The 19,133-nt window shown below is 63.6% G+C and carries 13 protein-coding genes, 2 tRNA genes, 2 rRNA genes and 1 pseudogene; 11 read left to right on the top strand and 7 right to left on the bottom strand.

Annotated elements, in window-relative coordinates:
• The first annotated feature begins 14 nt into the window (after nt 1-14).
• Both AAW51_RS23785 and AAW51_RS23780 read left to right on the top strand, forming a co-directional pair.
• Nucleotides 15-1,007: an ABC transporter ATP-binding protein gene (locus AAW51_RS23785; protein WP_047196603.1), complete on the top strand. Its 993-nt coding sequence runs from the start codon at nt 15-17 to the stop codon at nt 1,005-1,007.
• 59 nt (nt 1,008-1,066) lie between these two features.
• Nucleotides 1,067-2,071, top strand: a complete 1,005-nt coding sequence (locus AAW51_RS23780; RefSeq protein ID WP_047196602.1) for an ABC transporter ATP-binding protein — start codon at nt 1,067-1,069, stop codon at nt 2,069-2,071.
• Between the two features lie 40 nt (nt 2,072-2,111).
• Here AAW51_RS23780 and ybeY read toward each other — a convergent pair whose 3' ends face one another.
• On the bottom strand, nt 2,112-2,576 hold the full coding sequence (ybeY, locus tag AAW51_RS23775) for an rRNA maturation RNase YbeY (protein WP_047196601.1): 465 nt from the start codon (nt 2,574-2,576) through the stop codon (nt 2,112-2,114).
• On the bottom strand, nt 2,576-3,538 hold the full coding sequence (locus AAW51_RS23770) for a PhoH family protein (protein ID WP_047196600.1): 963 nt from the start codon (nt 3,536-3,538) through the stop codon (nt 2,576-2,578). Before AAW51_RS23770 ends, ybeY begins: the two co-directional genes overlap by 1 nt.
• A gap of 81 nt (nt 3,539-3,619) precedes the next feature.
• Between AAW51_RS23770 and AAW51_RS23765 the strand changes: the two genes are divergently transcribed.
• The 4 genes from AAW51_RS23765 to ruvB all read left to right on the top strand — a co-directional run bounded on the left by AAW51_RS23765 (nt 3,620) and on the right by ruvB (nt 8,032).
• On the top strand, nt 3,620-5,497 hold the full coding sequence (locus tag AAW51_RS23765) for a sensor histidine kinase (protein WP_238947679.1): 1,878 nt from the start codon (nt 3,620-3,622) through the stop codon (nt 5,495-5,497).
• A gap of 195 nt (nt 5,498-5,692) precedes the next feature.
• A complete protein-coding gene (locus AAW51_RS23760; RefSeq protein WP_047196598.1) occupies nt 5,693-6,358 on the top strand; it encodes a response regulator in 666 nt (221 codons plus the stop codon).
• A 28-nt stretch (nt 6,359-6,386) separates the two neighbouring features.
• A complete protein-coding gene (ruvA, locus tag AAW51_RS23755; RefSeq protein ID WP_047196597.1) occupies nt 6,387-6,959 on the top strand; it encodes a Holliday junction branch migration protein RuvA in 573 nt (190 codons plus the stop codon).
• An 11-nt stretch (nt 6,960-6,970) separates the two neighbouring features.
• Complete coding sequence (ruvB, locus tag AAW51_RS23750) at nt 6,971-8,032, top strand: Holliday junction branch migration DNA helicase RuvB (RefSeq protein ID WP_047196596.1); 1,062 nt, start codon at nt 6,971-6,973, stop codon at nt 8,030-8,032.
• Between the two features lie 52 nt (nt 8,033-8,084).
• Here ruvB and AAW51_RS23745 read toward each other — a convergent pair whose 3' ends face one another.
• The 5 genes and pseudogenes from AAW51_RS23745 to AAW51_RS23725 all read right to left on the bottom strand — a co-directional run bounded on the left by AAW51_RS23745 (nt 8,085) and on the right by AAW51_RS23725 (nt 11,474).
• The gene (locus AAW51_RS23745; RefSeq protein WP_047196595.1) at nt 8,085-8,489 is read right to left on the bottom strand and encodes a hypothetical protein; all 405 of its coding nucleotides are present in this window, start codon (nt 8,487-8,489) and stop codon (nt 8,085-8,087) included.
• Between the two features lie 183 nt (nt 8,490-8,672).
• Nucleotides 8,673-9,647, bottom strand: a pseudogene (locus AAW51_RS23740) (sterol desaturase family protein); the annotation flags it as partial.
• A 97-nt stretch (nt 9,648-9,744) separates the two neighbouring features.
• Nucleotides 9,745-10,416, bottom strand: a complete 672-nt coding sequence (locus tag AAW51_RS23735) for a histidine phosphatase family protein (RefSeq protein WP_047196594.1) — start codon at nt 10,414-10,416, stop codon at nt 9,745-9,747.
• Nucleotides 10,417-10,489: 73 nt separating this feature from the next.
• The gene (locus AAW51_RS23730) at nt 10,490-11,113 is read right to left on the bottom strand and encodes a YbhB/YbcL family Raf kinase inhibitor-like protein (protein ID WP_047196593.1); all 624 of its coding nucleotides are present in this window, start codon (nt 11,111-11,113) and stop codon (nt 10,490-10,492) included.
• Nucleotides 11,114-11,150: 37 nt separating this feature from the next.
• Nucleotides 11,151-11,474 (bottom strand): DUF1840 domain-containing protein, encoded by a 324-nt coding sequence (locus AAW51_RS23725; RefSeq protein WP_047196592.1) that lies wholly within the window; start codon nt 11,472-11,474, stop codon nt 11,151-11,153.
• A gap of 318 nt (nt 11,475-11,792) precedes the next feature.
• Between AAW51_RS23725 and ptsP the strand changes: the two genes are divergently transcribed.
• The 5 genes from ptsP to AAW51_RS23700 all read left to right on the top strand — a co-directional run bounded on the left by ptsP (nt 11,793) and on the right by AAW51_RS23700 (nt 19,080).
• On the top strand, nt 11,793-13,583 hold the full coding sequence (gene ptsP / locus AAW51_RS23720) for a phosphoenolpyruvate--protein phosphotransferase (RefSeq protein WP_047196591.1): 1,791 nt from the start codon (nt 11,793-11,795) through the stop codon (nt 13,581-13,583).
• A gap of 456 nt (nt 13,584-14,039) precedes the next feature.
• Nucleotides 14,040-15,570, top strand: a 16S ribosomal RNA gene (locus AAW51_RS23715).
• A gap of 163 nt (nt 15,571-15,733) precedes the next feature.
• Nucleotides 15,734-15,810: transfer RNA gene (locus tag AAW51_RS23710), tRNA-Ile, on the top strand.
• A 21-nt stretch (nt 15,811-15,831) separates the two neighbouring features.
• Nucleotides 15,832-15,907: transfer RNA gene (locus AAW51_RS23705), tRNA-Ala, on the top strand.
• Between the two features lie 299 nt (nt 15,908-16,206).
• Nucleotides 16,207-19,080 (top strand): 23S ribosomal RNA (locus tag AAW51_RS23700).
• The 16S and 23S rRNA genes sit together here with 2 tRNA genes alongside, the layout of an rRNA operon.
• Nucleotides 19,081-19,133: the final 53 nt, after the last annotated feature.

Raw genomic sequence — 19,133 nt, 5'->3', positions numbered from 1 at the left:
AGAGGAGACGCCCCATGACACATTCCCCCTTGCTGCAGGTGCGTCACCTGCGCGTCGAATTCCCCACCCGGCGCGGCACGCTGGTCGCCCTCGACGACGTGTCCTTCGACATCGGCGCCGGTGAGATCCTCGGTGTGGTCGGCGAGTCGGGTGCCGGCAAGTCGCTGACCGGCGCGGCCATCATCGGCCTGCTCGAGCCGCCCGGGCGGATCGCCTCCGGCGAGATCCTGCTCAACGGCGAACGTATCGACAACCTGCCGTTCGAGGCCATGCGCAAGATTCGGGGCCGCCAGATCGGCGCCATCTTCCAGGACCCGCTGACCTCGCTGAACCCGCTTTACACGGTGGGCCGCCAGCTGATCGAAACCATCCAGACCCATTTGCCGGTCGACGCCGCCGAGGCGCGCCAGCGGGCCATCCAGTTGCTGCGCGACACCGGCATTCCGGCCCCGGAGGCGCGCGTCGACCACTATCCGCACCAGTTCTCGGGCGGCATGCGGCAGCGCGTCGTGATCGCGCTGGCCTTGGCGGCCGAGCCCCGGTTGATCGTCGCCGACGAGCCGACCACCGCGCTCGACGTGTCGATCCAGGCGCAAATCATCACCTTGCTGAAGCGGCTGTGCCACGAGAAGGGTGCGGCGGTGATGCTGGTGACGCACGACATGGGCGTGATCGCCGAAACCTGCGACCGGGTCGCGGTGATGTATGCCGGGCGTGTCGCCGAGATCGGGCCGGTGCAAGAGGTCATCCACACGCCGGCCCACCCCTACACGGTGGGCCTGATGGGCTCCATCCCGTCGCTCGAGGACGACCGCGAACGGCTGTCCCAGATCGATGGCTCGATGCCGCGCCTGACCGCCATCCCCAGCGGCTGCGCCTTCAATCCGCGCTGCCCCAAGGCCTTCGACCGCTGCCGCAGCGAGCGGCCCGACCTGCTGGACGCTGGGCGCACGCGCGCGGCGTGCTGGTTGCACGACAAACCTCAACCTCTGCGGAGGGCGGCATGAGCGCCGCACGGCCGCCCGAAGGCGCTCGCACCGCAGTGCACCAGCACGGAGGTTCTCCAATGACTGCAGTGGCATCAACCCTGGTACAGGTCGACAACCTGGCCAAGATCTTCGACGTCTCGGCGCCCTGGCTCAACCGGGTGGTCGAGCGCAAGCCGCGCCAGTTCGTGCATGCGGTGGACGGTGTCAGCTTCGCGATCGAGCGTGGCAAGACGCTGGCGCTGGTGGGCGAGTCCGGCTGCGGCAAGAGCACCGTGGCTCGGCTGCTGGTGGGGCTGTACCAGCCGAGCCGGGGGCAGGTGCGCTTCGATGGCCAAACCACGGCCGAAGCCTTGGCCAGCCCCAACGGACGAGACCTGCGGCGGCGCATGCAAATGATCTTCCAGGACCCGTATGCGAGCCTGAATCCGCGCTGGAAGGTCGAGGCCATCGTGGCCGAGCCGCTGGTCGAACACGGTCTGCTGCAGGGCGCCGCCGCCGTGAAGCAGCGCGTGGGCGAACTGCTGGAGTCGGTCGGCCTGGCCGCAGCCGACATGCAGAAGTTCCCGCACCAGTTCTCGGGCGGCCAGCGCCAGCGCATCTCGATCGCGCGAGCCTTGGCGACGCAACCGGAGTTTCTGGTCTGCGACGAGCCGACCTCTGCGCTCGACGTGTCGGTGCAGGCGCAGGTGCTCAACATCATGAAGGACCTGCAGCGGCAGCGCGGCCTCACCTATCTGTTCATCTCGCACAACCTGGCCGTGGTGCACCATGTGGCCGACGAGGTGGGTGTGATGTACCTGGGCCGTCTGGTCGAGCTGGCGCCCAAGCGCGAGCTGTTCGACCGGCCGCAACATCCCTATACCCGGATGCTGCTGGATGCGATCCCCGACATCCGCATGACCGGAAGGTCCCGCACGCCGGTGCACGGGGAGGTGCCCAACCCGCTCAACCCGCCGAGCGGCTGCGCCTTCCATCCGCGCTGCCCGCATGCCAACGAACGCTGTGTGCAGCAGCGGCCGGAACTGCTGCAGATCCGCGGCGTCAAGGTGGCGTGCCACGCGGTGGAGGAGGGGCGGATCTGACGGCGGGCCGGGGGAAGGGCTGTGGCGGCCCCAGGTGCCGTCAAGCCTCTAACGGTGGCTTCAGGTAGGGATCGTCGAAGCCCAGCGCCAGCATCAGCTCGGTTTCGCGCGCCTCCATCACCTGCGCCTCGTCGTCGGCTTCATGGTCGTAACCCTGGGCGTGCAAGGTGCCGTGGACGAGCAGATGGGCGTAGTGGGCCTGCAGCGATTTGCCCAGCTCGGCCGCTTCACGCTCGACCACCGGTGCGCACAGCACCAGGTCGGCCATCACCACCGGCTCGTGTGCGTAGTCGAAGGTCAGCACGTTGGTGGCGTAGTCCTTGGCGCGGAATTCGCGGTTGAGCCGCTGGCCTTCCTCGGCGTCGACCACCCGCACGGTGATCTCGGCCGGCGCTTCGAGCGCGGCGCGCATCCAGCGCATCACCTTGTGGCGCGGCAATTCGGCGCGGTGACGCGGGTCGGCAAACTGCAGCGACAGCTGCAGCTGCGGTTTCACGGCGCCCATCAGGCTTCGTCCGTCTTCTTCGCGGCGTCGTAGGCCTCGACGATGCGGGCCACCAGCGGGTGGCGCACGACGTCGGCGGCGGAAAAACGCGTCATCGCGATGCCACGCACCCGCTTGAGCACACGTTCGGCGTCGATCAGCCCGCTCTTCTGGCCGCGCGGCAGGTCGATCTGGCTGACGTCGCCGGTCACCACTGCCTTGCTGCCGAAACCGATGCGGGTGAGGAACATTTTCATCTGTTCCGGCGTCGTGTTCTGCGCCTCGTCGAGGATCACGAAGGCGTGGTTGAGGGTGCGTCCGCGCATGAAGGCGAGGGGCGCGATCTCGAGCGTGGCCTTCTCGAAGGCTTTGGTGACGCGGTCGAAGCCCATCAGGTCGTACAGCGCGTCGTAGAGGGGGCGCAGATACGGGTCGACCTTCTGGGTCAGGTCGCCCGGCAGGAAACCCAGCCGCTCGCCGGCCTCGACCGCCGGCCGGGTCAGGATGATGCGCTGCACCGCGCTGCGCTCCAGGGCATCGACGGCGCAGGCCACCGCCAGGAAGGTTTTGCCGGTGCCGGCCGGGCCGATGCCGAAGGTGATGTCATGGCCGATGATGTTGCGCAGGTACTGGTCCTGCATGGGGGTGCGGCCTTGCAGGTCGGCACGTCGTGTGCGCAGCACCAGTTCCTCGCCTTCGGCCGCCTTGTGACTGCGCCCATCCTCCGGTTGCATCGCCTCGATCAACGCCAGTTGCAAATCATCGGCCGGGATCGGGTGACGCGCGCGGTCGTAGAGCGATTGCAGCAGTGCGACGGCCCGTTCGGCCGGTTTCTTGGCGCCCTCGATCCGGAAGGACTCGTTGCGGCGGGTGATGCTGACATCGAAGGCCGCCTCGATGCTGCGGAGGTTCTCGTCGAGCGTGCCGCACAGGTGCGCCAGGCGGGCGTTGTCGAGCGGGATGAAGGCGTGGCGAAGGATCACGTGTGAAGAACTCCATGCGGCCGCCAAGCGCGGCCGGTGCAGGATTGTCCCTCGCCCGGGCCTCGCGCAGAATCCGCTCCCATGACTTCCTTGTTGTCGATGCGGTGTTCTCGCCACGGCGTGCCGCGCCCCATGCCCTGGCCGTTCTGGCCGCTGCTCGTGCTGTGGTGCCTGGTGGCGGCGTTGCCGGCGGCGTGGGGCGCCGAAGTGCAGGTGCGTGAGGCCGTGGTGGTCGGGGAGCAGGGCTTCGAAGGGCCGGCCCGGTCGATGCAGCAACCGGTGTCGCTGCCGGACGCCTGGTCGGTGAGCCGGCCCGGCTTCGATGGCACGGTGACCTATCACGCCCGCTTCGACCTGCCGTCCATGCCTCAGGGCGACTTGCTCGCGCTGTACATCGAGCGGGCCTGCTCGAATGTGGAGGCGCGGCTGAACGGGCAGCTGATCCTGCGGCATGGCAGCCTGAGACCGCCGGTCACCCGCAACTGCTACTACCCGCAACTGGTCGGCCTGCCGGCCGGGCTGCTCAAGCCCAGCGGCAACCTTCTGGAGCTGCGGGTCGTCGGTTACGCGCTCGAACATGTGGCCGCCCGTCAGCGTGCCGGGGGGCTGTCGAACCTGGTCATCGCGCCGCAGGCCGAGCTGCTGTCGCGCTACGAGCGCCAGCTGTTCTGGAACGTCACGATGGGCCAGGTCGTCGGGCTGACCATCGTCGTGCTGGGCGTGTTCATGCTGGGGCTCGCCTGGGCGCGGCGCAACGAGCCGGCCTACCTCTATTTCGGCCTGCTGCTGCTCGGCTGGGCGACGCTGGGGGCGCGGCTGTGGGTGCGGCACATGCCGCTGGACAACTGGGCGACGGAGGTGCTGATCAGCACGCTTTACGCGCCCGTGGTGGCCTGCGCCGTGCTGTTCTTGCAGCGCTACGGCGGCCATCGGCACCGCGCCGTCAACATCGCGATGTTGCTGCAGTGCCTGCTGGTGCCAGCCTCGATTGCATTGGCCGGAGACGAACATTTCTTCACCGTGATGACGGTCTGGACCACCGTCTACGTGTTGGAGGTCAGCTGGGCCATCGCCTACTACCTGCGCCACGCCTGGGACGAGCGGCGCCCCGAGTTCTGGATCATGAGCGCCGTGCTGATCATCGTGGTGGTGCTCGCGACGATCGAAACGGCGGTGCAGCACGACATCCTCGACCTGCCGCGCATCCATTTGATCCATTTCGCGATGCCGCTGCTGTTCTTCGCGGTCGGGTTGCGCCTGGTCCAGCACTTCGTGCAGGCCTTGCAGGCCGCCGAGATGGCGCGCTTCCACCTCGAGCAGCGCATCAGCGAAAAGACGGCCGAAATCGAGCGCAGTTACGCAGAGCTGGCCGAGGCCCGCATCGAGCAGGTGGCCGAGGCCGAACGCAAGCGCATCGCCGGGGATCTGCACGACGACCTGGGTGCCAAGCTGCTGACCATCGTGCACACCAGCGGCGACGAACGCATCTCAACGCTGGCGCGCGAGGCGCTCGAAGAAATGCGGCTGTCGGTGCGGGGCTTGACCGGCAAGCCGGTCAAGGTGTCCGACGCGCTGGCCGACTGGCGCGCCGAAACGGTGTCGCGTCTCGGCCAGGCGGCGGTGCAGGTCGACTGGATGACAGCCCACGAGAGCGACGAGCGCCACCTGTCCGCGCGCGCCTATGTACAAACCACCCGCATCCTGCGCGAGGCGATCAGCAACATCATCAAGCACAGCGGCGCGACGGCCTGCACCATCCGCTGCGTGATCGACGCGACCGATTTCAACCTGGTGATCCAGGACAACGGGCGCGGCATTCCGCTCGAGCTGGACGGCAAGCTGGACCGCGGGCACGGCATGGCGAGCATGAAACGGCGTGCAAAACAGTTGGCCGGGCAGTGCCTGGTCGAGTCGGGCCCCGGCTACGGCACGGTGATCCGGCTCACCTTGCCGTTGTAGCGGTACCGGCCGCGCCGGCGAGGGGCGGGGCCAGGCGTTGAGCCACGAACGTTCAAAGTGCGGGCGCACACCCTCGTTCCGGTGCCACAGACAGGGTCTCCCCCATCAGAGCCGTGTTCGGAGCGCCGATTGCACGGTACTATCCCGACTGACTGTCACGCGCCGGTGCCGTGACGGCCTACCGAGTCCGCCGCCATGCATATCCTGCTGCTTGAAGACCTTCCCGAAATCCGCCAGTGGCTCAAGACGCTGGTGACGCAGGTGTTTCCAGCGGCACGCGTGTCGGAAAGTGCACGTGTGCACGATGCGCTGGAACAGATCACCGCGTTGCGCTTCGACCTGGCGCTGATCGACCTCGGTTTGCCCGACGGCTCCGGTGTCGAGGTGGTCGCCGCGCTGCGCGAGTCGCAGCCCGAGGCGCAGTCGGTGGTCGTGACCATCCACGACGACGACGACCACCTGTTCCCCGCGCTGCAGGCCGGCGCCTTCGGCTACCTGCTCAAGGAGCAGGCCAAGGACCAGCTCGCCGAGCAGCTGCAGCGCATCACGCAGGGCGAGCCGCCGTTGTCGCCGTCGATCGCGCGCCGCGTGATCGCCTACTTCGCGTCGCAGGCGCGCACCCAGCCGGCTCAGACCGAGCCGCTGCTGCCGCCGGTGTCGCTGACCGACCGCGAAAACGAGGTGCTGCTGCGCGTGGCCAAGGGCTTCACGCTGCCGGAAATCGGCGTCCAGCTCGGCTTGTCGCGCCACACGATCGCCGACTACGTGAAGCAGATCTACCGCAAGCTCAACGTGTCGTCGCGCGCCGAGGCGGCGCTCGAAGCCCAGCGGCTCGGATTGTTCCGCAAGTCGCCGCGCTGACCGCGGCGGGGCCGCGATAATCCCGTCGATGATTGGTCGTCTGACGGGCGTGATCGCGGAGAAAGCCCCCCCGCTGGTGTTGGTGGATGTCGGCGGCGTCGGCTACGAGGTCGATGTCCCGATGAGCACCTTCTACAACCTGCCCAACCTCGGCGAGCGCGTCACGCTGCTCACGCATTTTGTCGTCCGCGAGGACGCGCAAATCCTGTTCGGCTTTGCCTCGGCGGAAGAACGCGAGACGTTCCGCCAGCTGATCAAGATTTCCGGCGTTGGCCCGCGCACCGGGCTGTCCATCCTGTCCGGCATGAGCGTGGCCGACCTCGCGCAGGCGGTCAGCCTGCAGGAATCGGGGCGTTTGGTGAAGGTGCCGGGCATCGGCAAGAAAACCGCCGAACGCCTGCTGCTCGAACTGAAAGGCAAGCTGGGGCCGGACATCGCCCGGCCGGCCAGCGTGGCGAGCGACGCGCAGGGCGATGTGTTGCAGGCCCTGATCGCGCTCGGCTACAGCGACCGCGAGGCCGCCGCGGCGCTGAAGGCCTTGCCGCCCGACGTGGGCGTGAGCGAAGGCATCAAGCTGGCGCTGCGGGCGCTGGCGAAATGAGGTAGGCGTCGATGAGCATCCAGACCGACGACTTCAGCCCGCCGCCCCGGCAGCGGGTGGTGTCTGCCGCGCCGACGTCGCCCAACGAGGAGGCGATCGAGCGCGCGCTGCGCCCGAAGGGGCTGACCGACTACGTGGGCCAGGCCAAGGCGCGTGAACAGCTCGAGATCTTCATCCGCGCAGCGCGCAAGCGCGGCGAGGCGCTCGACCATGTGCTGCTGTTCGGGCCGCCCGGGCTGGGCAAGACGACGCTGAGCCACATCATCGCCCACGAACTGGGCGTGAACCTGCGGCAGACGTCGGGGCCGGTGCTCGAGAAACCGAAGGATTTGGCGGCCCTGCTGACCAACCTCGAGCGCAACGACGTGCTGTTCATCGACGAGATCCACCGCTTGTCGCCGGTGGTCGAAGAGATCTTGTATCCGGCGCTGGAGGACTACCAGATCGACATCATGATCGGCGAGGGGCCGGCCGCCCGCTCGATCAAACTCGATTTGCAACCGTTCACGCTGGTGGGCGCCACGACGCGGGCGGGCATGCTCACCAACCCTTTGCGCGACCGTTTCGGCATCGTCGCGCGGTTGGAGTTCTACACCGCCGAGGAACTGGCCCGCATCGTCACACGTTCGGCCGGGCTGCTGAAGGCGCCGATCGACGCACAAGGCGCGATGGAGGTGGCGCGGCGCTCGCGCGGCACGCCCCGTATCGCCAACCGCCTGCTGCGCCGGGTGCGCGACTATGCCGAGGTGAAGGCCGACGGGCGGATCGACAAGCTGATCGCCGACAAGGCGCTCGCAATGCTCGACGTCGACCCGCAGGGCTTCGACGTGATGGACCGCAAGCTGCTGGAAGCGGTGATCCACAAGTTCGACGGTGGGCCGGTCGGCCTCGACAACCTGGCGGCGGCCATCGGCGAAGAGCGCGAGACGATCGAAGACGTGATCGAGCCGTATTTGATCCAGCAAGGCTATTTGCAGCGCACGCCGCGCGGCCGCATCGCGACGCTGGCGGCCTACCGCCACCTCGGGCTCGCGCCGCCACGGCGTGCCGAGGGGGAGCTGTTTTCGGAGTGAAGCGGCGGTGTGGTGGGCCTGGGCGATGCGCCCGGCCAGCGCCGCGCCGGCACTACAACAGGTCTTCGATGATCAGCCGGCCGTAGCGCTCGGCGATACGGGCGTCGTGTTGGCGGGCGATCTCGCCCACCTGGTGCGCGCGCACGGCGGTCGGCGCGAACACCACCATCCAGCAGCAGCCTTGGTCGGCCAGTTCCTTGTAGCGGCGCATCAGGCGTATTTCGGCACCGAACTCGGCGGCCCCGCTGGCGTCGGCGAGACGGCGCGCCATCAACTCGGATTCTTCTTCCGCGGAGTAGTGCAGCACGTCTTCGTCGTCGAACCCGGCCTTGTGCAGGGCGTCGGTCGCGGCTCGGGCGTCCTCGGCGTTGTCGAAGGCCAGCACGATGTGGCCGACGGGGTTGAAAGCACCAAAGGACAGGGGCATGTCGTCCTTGGTCATCCGCTTGAGCGCCATGGCGTATCCCCTTGCAGGAAGATGGCCTCAGTTTAGTGAGGTCGGCTCTCGAGGCAAGCCTGCGGTGGGTGCCCCTGCTGCCAGCATGGCACGCGGCGGGCGCTCACACAGCCAGCCCACGGTGCACAAGGCCGCAACGACGCCGGCCGTGCCGAGCGCGAGCCACAGCGGGTCGAGGCGGTGGGCGTTCCAGAGCAGGAACGAGGTGGCGCCGAGGACAGCGACAAAGAGGGCGGCGGCGCCCCATCGGGCCGCCGGGCCGACGGGCGGGTCGTAGCGTTGCACCTGCGTGATGTCGAAGGGGGGCTTGGGGTCGGCCGCGGCGACGTCGGCCGGGCGCCAGCCGGGGGGCTTGAACCACACCTTCAACTTGTCGGACCAGCGGCGGGTGCGCCGGCTGATGCGCAACAACTCCGCGTACACCTGCAGATTGGCCCACACCGGGTTCCAACTGTGCAGCGGTCCCCGGGTGCCCCAGACGCACGGGTCGCGGTCGTCTTCGTCGCGGAAGGTACCGAACCAGTGGTCCCACACCATCAGGATGCCGCCGTAGTTCTTGTCGAGGTACTGGTCATTCACCGCATGGTGCACGCGGTGGTTGCTCGGCGAGCAGAACACACGGTCGAACCAGCCGAGGCGGCCGATCTGCTGGGTGTGGACCCAGTACTGGTAGAGCAAGTCGATCAGTGCGACGCCGGCGAAGACCAGCGGCGGCACCCCCGCCACCGCCATCGGCAGGTAGAAGATCCAGCCGGCCAACCAGCCGGAACTGGTCTGGCGCAGCGCGGTGGACAGGTTGTAGTCCTCGCTCTGGTGATGCACGACATGTGCGGCCCAGAACAAGGCGCACTCGTGGCCGACCCGGTGGTGCCAGTAATAGCAGAAGTCGTAGAACACCAGCGCCGCCACCCAAGACCACAGCGAGTCCGCCGGCCAACGCCAGAGGGCCGCATGCCGATGTACGGCGCTGTAGATGCCGACGGTCATCAGTGCCGTGAACACGCCGGTCAGCTGGCTCATCACGCCCAGACCGATGCTGTTGAGTGCGTCGCTGAGGCGGTAGGTATTGCGCCTTCGCACAACGCCGACGGCGTACTCCGCGGCGATCAGCAGCAGAAACACGGGGGTCGCGAGGACGATGATCTGGGCGGCTTGCATCGCAGGGCTCCTGACGCACGACGGAAGCGATGCGATCGGGCGTCGGCGCGCCGCCCGGCTGGCTGTCCGCCGGGTGCTGTGCCCCGGGTGCCGTGGCTCAGGCTGCGTGCCCGACCCGATCGCCGTCCGTATTCTCGTCGAGACCCGATTGTTCGAGGTGGTGGGTGTCGGCCCAGCCGACCAACGTGAAGCCGTCGGCGGTGTAGAGCAGCCGGTTGATGCTGGCGTTGCCCAGCTCCCAGGTGCGCGGCGCCTGGAGATCGACGCGCGACGCGGCGCGGTAGAGGCAATCGAGCACCCCGCCATGGGCGACGAGCGCAATGCTGTGCCCCGCGTGTCGTCCCGCCAACCGGCCGGACGCCTCGACGACGCGCGCGTAAAAGGTGGTCAGCGACTCACCGCCCGCGGGCTCGAACGCGGGGTCGCGCTTGCGCCAGCGCAAGGCCTTGTCCGGCCAGCGCTCCTCGATCTCGCGGAAGGTGAGCCCCTCGAACTCGCCGAAGCTGCGCTCACGCAGTCCGCGTTCCGTGCTGACCGGCACGCCGAGCTGTTGGCCGAGGGCGCTGGCGGTCTCGAATGCGCGCGCCAGGTCGCTCGAGTAGATGGCGGCCAACGGTTCGTCGGCCAGCGCCGCGGCGACACGCTGGGCCTGCCAACGGCCGGTTTCGTTGAGCGGGATGTCGAGATGGCCCTGGATGCGCGTGTCGACGTTCCACGCGGTTTCTCCGTGGCGAATGGCGATGATGCGGGTGAGGTCGCGGTGCGGCATGCGGCGTGATGTGCTGGATGGCCGATCGGAACTCGGCCTGCACGCTCATTCTCGCCGCACGCCGCAGCTCCGGCTACAGCAGACGCCGGTTCAGCGTGTAAGTCCCCGAAATCGAGGCTTCCGCGAGTATGTGCCCGGCGATGGCCTTGCGCACCTGGGCGCCGGTGAAGGCAGCGTCGACCGGGCAGTGGGCGAAGTCGAGGGCGTACAGCGTGAAGACGTAGCGGTGGATACGGGCGTCGTTGAAGGGCGGGAAGGGGCCGTCGTAGCCGAAGTACTGGCCGGCACGCTGCGGATCCTGTGCGAACCAGCCGGTGTAGTCGTTCACCCCGTGGCGTGCACCGTGCAAGGTGGCCGGCCCGGCCTTGCCCCGCTCCGTGAAGCCGCGGCTGAACTCGCCTTCGGCGATTTCCCGCAGGGACGGCGGCAGGTCGACCAGGACCCAGTGGAAGAAGTCGACCCGGGCCAAGTCGGCGGGCACCTCGCGGTCGGGCTGGTTAACGTCGTCGCCACGGCTGGGGACGTCGGGGTCGTGACAGATGAGCGCCAGCGACTGTGTCCCGGTCGGTACGGCGTCCCAGCTGAGGTGAGGGTTCACGTTGTCGGAAAAGCCGACGCCGGAGGCGTCCAAGCGCCCGGCGGCAAAGCGCTCCGGGATGCGGCCGCCATCGGACCAACTGTTGCTCGAAAGTTTCATCAGGTCTCCTGGTGAGCGGATGGGCAGGAAGGGAGCATCACACTCCCCAAACGACATCTTTCTTCTCGGCGTGCGACCGTTTCATCATCTCGATCAAGGGCCACACCCGTTGGCGCAAGGTCACGCCTTCGCGCGGCGGCAAAGGCCGTCCTTCGGCGCGGGCCTCTTCTTCCGCGCGTTCGCGTGCCGCCTCATCTTCGAGGACCGCACGCTCCAGGGCGGCAATGGCCTGCGGCATGTCGGGCGGTTCGATGATGCCCTTGGGCGCCGGCTCCTTCCCCAACAGGCGCAACAACTGGTCGCCAGAGGGCCCGGTCATGATCACATCGCCGGCTGCTTTCGATTTGAACTTGTAGAGCATGGGTCGTCCTTGCAGAGGGCTTCGGTTGATCTGTAGCGTCGATTGTGCGGCGGTCACCTGCTGGCGCGAGCCGAGGGCGCACGGGCACCGCAAGCAGTTGAAACAGGGCCAGGGCCCATGGTCGCTGCCACTCTGCAAACATATACAGAGGGAGCGGTCGAACCGGAACCCGATACGGAACACAAGGTGCGATATTCGGAGAATCCAGGTTCATATGTTGTGGAACTAGGTATTTACCGCATGTGAAATCCCCCAGGGCGGCAGCAAACCGCGCGAAAACCCGGTGGAAGCGGCGCATTTGCGCGCTAGCATGCGTGCATGACACTGCAGGTCTTCGGATTGCCCGTTTCCCGCGGGGTGGCCATCGGCAAGGCGGTGCTGGTCGCCTCGAGCCGGGTCGACGTCGCGCACTATTTCATCAATGCCGACCAAGTCGAAAGCGAGATCGAGCGGCTGCGCGAAGGCCGTGACGTGGTCGCCCGGGAACTGGAAACGCTCAAACGTGAGATGCCCGACGATGCGCCCGGCGAACTGGGCGCCTTGCTCGACGTTCACCTCCTGCTGCTGCATGACGACGCCCTCACGGGCGCTACCAAGCAATGGATCGTCGATCGCCATTACAACGCCGAGTGGGCGCTGTCGGCGCAGCTCGAAGTACTGGCGCGACAGTTCGATGAGATGGAGGACGATTACCTGCGCGAACGTAAGGCCGACGTCGAGCAGGTGGTCGAGCGGCTGCTGAGCGTGCTGGCCCGTGGCGCGACTTCGGCGATCGCGTCGGGCGCCTCGCACGGTGGCTCGGGCTGGGGTGGCGAAGAGCCGCTGGTGTTGATCGCCAACGACATTGCGCCGGCGGACATGCTGCAGTTCAAACAGAGTGTGTTCAAGGGCTTTGTCACCGATGTCGGCGGCAAGACCTCGCACACCGCCATCGTCGCGCGCAGCATGGACATTCCGGCCATCGTCGGGGCGCGAGAGGCCAGCCGGCTGATCCGCCAGGACGACTGGGTGATCATCGACGGCGACGCCGGTGTCGTGATCGTCGATCCCTCGCCGATGGTGCTCGAGGAGTACCGGTTCCGGCAGCGCCAGAGCGAACTCGAGCGGGAGCGCTTGGCGCGGCTGCGCCATACGCCCGCCGTCACCCTCGACGGCGAGCGCGTCGAGTTGCTGGCCAACATCGAACTGCCGCAGGACGCACCCGGCGCTTTCGCCGCGGGTGCTGCCGGCGTCGGCCTGTTCCGCAGCGAGTTCCTGTTCATGAACCGCAACGGCAGCCTGCCGGGCGAGGACGAGCAGTTCGAAGCCTACCGGGCGGCCGTTGAGGCGATGCAAGGCTTGCCGGTGACAATCCGCACGGTCGACATCGGCGCCGACAAGTCGCTGGAGCGCATGTCGATCAACGAACTGCGCCATGAGCACACGCTCAACCCGGCGCTCGGGCTGCGTGCGATCCGCTGGAGCCTCTCGGAGCCCAGCATGTTCCGCATGCAGTTGCGCGCCATCCTGCGCGCCAGCGCGTATGGACCGGTCAAATTGCTGATCCCGATGCTGGCGCACCGCGGTGAGATCCGCCAGACGCTCGAGCAGGTCGCACGCGCCAAGCAACAGCTGCGCGACGCGGGGTTGCCGTTCGCCGAGGTCGAAGTGGGCGCGATGATCGAGGTGCCCGCAGCGGCCTTGCTGATGCCGCTCTTTCTGCGCCACTTCGACTTCGTTTCGATCGGGACCAACGATCTGATCCAGTACACACTGGCGATCGACCGGGCCGATGAGAACGTCTCCTACCTGTACGACCCCTGGCACCCGGCCATCCTGAAGCTGGTGTCCGACACCATCGCCCAGGCCCGGCTCGCCGGCAAGGGCGTCAGCGTCTGCGGTGAAATGGCGGGCGACAGTGCTTTCACCCCGTTGTTGCTGGCGATGGGCCTCAGGTCGTTCTCGATGCACCCGTCGCAGATCGCGTCCATCAAGCAGCGCATCCTTCGTTCCGACACGCAGAAGCTGCGGCTGCATGTCCATGACATTCTGTCCAGCGAAGACCCGCATGCGCGCTACCGCGAACTCGTGGATGGCGAGCCGAGTCGCACTCCCGCATTGGCGGCGTGAGCGAGCCACTTGCGTCCCTTCTCGAAATCCTGCTATAGTCACATTCTTCGCTGATCACGGCGCTGCAAACGAAGGTAACTGAGGAAGAGATTCCAAGGGAACTGCGGCGAGAAGGTCGAATCGTAGAGAGTTCTCCGGTAACGGAGCTTGAGCGGCAGACTGAAGTGGTGAGTGAAGAAAGTGAAGCAGAGTAGTTGACAGGGTTTTAAAAATTCTTCATAATCTCGCTTCTTTGCTGATGACGACGAAAGACGAATCAGCGAACTGAGAAGTGTGCAGTGTCACCGAGGTGGCGCGAGACGCGGATCAGATGCTCTTTAACAAATAACAGCCGATAAGCGTGGGCGTTTGAAGGCGAGTGCCAAGGCTACCCGGTCGCAAGACTGGGTGCCACAAACGCTCACGGAGAAGAAGTGAAGTTCACTTCAATTCCGTTTTGAGCAAAATTTCAAGATCGAACTGAAGAGTTTGATCCTGGCTCAGATTGAACGCTGGCGGCATGCCTTACACATGCAAGTCGAACGGCAGCACGGGAGCAATCCTGGTGGCGAGTGGCGAACGGGTGAGTAATACATCGGAACGTGCCCAGTAGTGGGGGATAGCCCGGCGAAAGCCGGATTAATACCGCATACGACCTGAGGGTGAAAGCGGGGGATCGCAAGACCTCGCGCTATTGGAGCGGCCGATGTCAGATTAGCTAGTTGGTGGGGTAAAGGCCTACCAAGGCGACGATCTGTAGCTGGTCTGAGAGGACGACCAGCCACACTGGGACTGAGACACGGCCCAGACTCCTACGGGAGGCAGCAGTGGGGAATTTTGGACAATGGGCGCAAGCCTGATCCAGCCATGCCGCGTGCGGGAAGAAGGCCTTCGGGTTGTAAACCGCTTTTGTCAGGGAAGAAAAGTTCTGGGCTAATACCCCGGAGCGATGACGGTACCTGAAGAATAAGCACCGGCTAACTACGTGCCAGCAGCCGCGGTAATACGTAGGGTGCGAGCGTTAATCGGAATTACTGGGCGTAAAGCGTGCGCAGGCGGTTGTGCAAGACAGATGTGAAATCCCCGGGCTCAACCTGGGAACTGCATTTGTGACTGCACGGCTAGAGTGCGGCAGAGGGAGATGGAATTCCGCGTGTAGCAGTGAAATGCGTAGATATGCGGAGGAACACCGATGGCGAAGGCAATCTCCTGGGCCTGCACTGACGCTCATGCACGAAAGCGTGGGGAGCAAACAGGATTAGATACCCTGGTAGTCCACGCCCTAAACGATGTCAACTAGTTGTTGGACGGCTTGCTGTTCAGTAACGAAGCTAACGCGTGAAGTTGACCGCCTGGGGAGTACGGCCGCAAGGTTGAAACTCAAAGGAATTGACGGGGACCCGCACAAGCGGTGGATGATGTGGTTTAATTCGATGCAACGCGAAAAACCTTACCTACCCTTGACATGCCAGGAATCCTGCAGAGATGTGGGAGTGCTCGAAAGAGAACCTGGACACAGGTGCTGCATGGCCGTCGTCAGCTCGTGTCGTGAGATGTTGGGTTAAGTCCCGCAACGAGCGCAACCCTTGTCATTAGTTGCTACGAAAGGGCACTCTAATGAGACTGCCGGTGACAAACCGGAGGAAGGTGGGGATGACGTCAGGTCATCATGGCCCTTATGGGTAGGGCTACACACGTCATACAATGGCCGGTACAGAGGGCTGCCAACCCGCGAGGGGGAGCTAATCCCAGAAAACCGGTCGTAGTCCGGATCGCAGTCTGCAACTCGACTGCGTGAAGTCGGAATCGCTAGTAATCGCGGATCAGCATGCCGCGGTGAATACGTTCCCGGGTCTTGTACACACCGCCCGTCACACCATGGGAGCGGGTTCTGCCAGAAGTGGTTAGCCTAACCGCAAGGAGGGCGATCACCACGGCAGGGTTCGTGACTGGGGTGAAGTCGTAACAAGGTAGCCGTATCGGAAGGTGCGGCTGGATCACCTCCTTTCTGGTAACACAGAAGCACTCAAATTCTTGCGCCCACACTTATCGGCTGTTGTTGTTGACGACAGTGAGTGAACGTGAACCGGCAGGCGGAAGCTGGCGGGGCTGACGAGAGTTGGTCCTGGGTTGACGCGAGCCGCAGACGCGCTTCACGCAGAAGTGAAAACGGGTCTGTAGCTCAGTCGGTTAGAGCACCGTCTTGATAAGGCGGGGGTCGTTGGTTCGAATCCAACCAGACCCACCATCCTTCTGCATGAGACATGTTGGGGGATTAGCTCAGCTGGGAGAGCACCTGCTTTGCAAGCAGGGGGTCGTCGGTTCGATCCCGTCATCCTCCACCACCGCCGCCAAAAGGGCGGTCACTCTGTTCAGAACGTTAACGCGAGCAATTGGAAGATTGCTGGCGTTAGCGGTTCGTGAGAACGGCTGTTGTTCTTTAACAATTCGTAGAGTCGAATCAGCGTTGTTGGCGGAAACCGCTTCATGGCGGACCGTGCCGCCAACAACATTTGATTGCGTCACCAGACTTCAATTCGTGAATTAAAAGCGAGTTTGAAGACGGCATAACGCGTAAATACTCAACTGAGCGAGCCATCGCTCAGACAGTCCTTGACGACGCTGAGAGGCGTCAAAGTTATAGGGTCAAGTGACTAAGTGCATGTGGTGGATGCCTTGGCGATTACAGGCGACGAAGGACGTGATAGCCTGCGATAAGCTTCGGGGAGCTGGCAAATTAGCTGTGATCCGGAGATTTCCGAATGGGGAAACCCACCCTTAGGGGTATCGCATACTGAATACATAGGTATGCGAGGCGAACCGGGTGAACTGAAACATCTCAGTAGCTCGAGGAAAAGACATCAACCGAGATTCCGAAAGTAGTGGCGAGCGAAATCGGACCAGCCTGCACGTTTTAGCAGTCGACTTATCAGAACGGCATGGAAAGGCCGGCCATAGCAGGTGATAGCCCTGTATGAAAAAAGTTGGTTGTGGAACTAGGCGTGCGACAAGTAGGGCGGGACACGTGAAATCCTGTCTGAAGATGGGGGGACCATCCTCCAAGGCTAAATACTCGTAATCGACCGATAGTGAACTAGTACCGTGAGGGAAAGGCGAAAAGAACCCCGGGAGGGGAGTGAAATAGATCCTGAAACCGCATGCATACAAAAAGTCGGAGCCCTCCGGGGTGACGGCGTACCTTTTGTATAATGGGTCAGCGACTTACATTCAGTGGCAAGCTTAACCGAATAGGGAAGGCGCAGGGAAACCGAGTCCGAATAGGGCGTTCAGTCGCTGGGTGTAGACCCGAAACCAAGTGATCTATCCATGGCCAGGATGAAGGTGAGGTAACACTTACTGGAGGTCCGAACCGACTAGTGTTGCAAAACTAGCGGATGAGCTGTGGATAGGGGTGAAAGGCTAAACAAACTTGGAAATAGCTGGTTCTCTCCGAAAACTATTTAGGTAGTGCCTCAAGTATTACCATCGGGGGTAGAGCACTGTTATGGCTAGGGGGTCATGGCGACTTACCAAACCATTGCAAACTCCGAATACCGATGAGTACAGCTTGGGAGACAGTGCACCGGGTGCTAACGTCCGGACACAAGAGGGAAACAACCCAGACCGCCAGCTAAGGTCCCTAAAATTGGCTAAGTGGGAAACGAAGTGGGAAGGCTAAAACAGTCAGGATGTTGGCTTAGAAGCAGCCATCATTTAAAGAAAGCGTAATAGCTCACTGATCGAGTCGTCCTGCGCGGAAGATGTAACGGGGCTAAGCCAGTTACCGAAGCTGCGGGTGCACAGCAATGTGCGCGGTAGGAGAGCGTTCTGTAAGCCTGTGAAGGTGTCTCGAGAGGGATGCTGGAGGTATCAGAAGTGCGAATGCTGACATGAGTAGCGTTAAAGGGGGTGAAAAGCCCCCTCGCCGTAAGCGCAAGGTTTCCTACGCAACGTTCATCGGCGTAGGGTGAGTCGGCCCCTAAGGCGAGGCAGAGATGCGTAGCTGATGGGAAACAGGTCAATATTCCTGTACCGATGTGTAGTGCGATGTGGGGACGGAGAAGGTTAGCTCAGCCGGGTGTTGGATGTCCCGGTTTAAGCCTGTAGTCGTGCCTGGTAGGCAAATCCGCCGGGCTTAGATGAGGGGTGATGACGAGGCGGCTTGCCGCTGAAGTGAGTGATACCCTGCTTCCAGGAAAAGCCACTAAGCTCCAGCTACACACGACCGTACCGCAAACCGACACTGGTGCGCGTGATGAGTATTCTCAGGCGCTTGAGAGAACTCTGGAGAAGGAACTCGGCAAATTGACACCGTAACTTCGGAAGAAGGTGTGCCCTTAGTAGGTGAACCTGTACAAGGGGAGCCAAACGGGGTCGCAGAGAATCGGTGGCTGCGACTGTTTAATAAAAACACAGCACTCTGCAAAGACGAAAGTCGACGTATAGGGTGTGACGCCTGCCCGGTGCCGGAAGGTTAAGTGATGGGGTGCAAGCTCTTGATCGAAGCCCCGGTAAACGGCGGCCGTAACTATAACGGTCCTAAGGTAGCGAAATTCCTTGTCGGGTAAGTTCCGACCTGCACGAATGGCGTAACGATGGCCACACTGTCTCCTCCAGAGACTCAGCGAAGTTGAAATGTTTGTGATGATGCAATCTCCCCGCGGAAAGACGGAAAGACCCCATGAACCTTTACTGTAGCTTTACATTGGACTTTGAACAGATCTGTGTAGGATAGGTGGGAGGCTTTGAAGCGGTGCCGCTAGGTGCCGTGGAGCCGTCCTTGAAATACCACCCTGGTGTGTTTGAGGTTCTAACCTTGGCCCGTGATCCGGGTTGGGGACAGTGTATGGTAGGCAGTTTGACTGGGGCGGTCTCCTCCCAAAGCGTAACGGAGGAGTTCGAAGGTACGCTAGGCACGGTCGGAAATCGTGCTGATAGTGCATAGGCAAAAGCGTGCTTAACTGCGAGACTGACAAGTCGAGCAGATACGAAAGTAGGACTAAGTGATCCGGTGGTTCTGTATGGAAGGGCCATCGCTCAACGGATAAAAGGTACTCTGGGGATAACAGGCTGATACCGCCCAAGAGTTCATATCGACGGCGGTGTTTGGCACCTCGATGTCGGCTCATCTCATCCTGGGGCTGTAGCCGGTCCCAAGGGTATGGCTGTTCGCCATTTAAAGAGGTACGTGAGCTGGGTTTAAAACGTCGTGAGACAGTTTGGTCCCTATCTTCCGTGGGCGCTGCAAGATTGAGAGAGCCTGCTCCTAGTACGAGAGGACCGGAGTGGACGCACCTCTGGTGTATCGGTTGTCACGCCAGTGGCATTGCCGAGTAGCTAAGTGCGGAAGAGATAACCGCTGAAAGCATCTAAGCGGGAAACTCGTCTCAAGATGAGTCTTGCCGGGGCCTTGAGCCCCCTGAAGAGTCGTTCAAGACCAGGACGTTGATAGGCTGGGTGTGGAAGCGCAGTAATGCGTTAAGCTAACCAGTACTAATTGCTCGTGCGGCTTGACCCTATAACTTTGATGTGCCTCACAGCCTTCAAGGTGGAGTCTTTAAGCTGTTATGC

Source organism: Caldimonas brevitalea, from assembly GCF_001017435.1.
GTDB lineage: Bacteria > Pseudomonadota > Gammaproteobacteria > Burkholderiales > Burkholderiaceae_C > Caldimonas > Caldimonas brevitalea.
The sequence above is the reverse complement of the archived record's forward strand: the minus strand, read 5'-3'. Positions and strand labels throughout refer to the sequence as shown.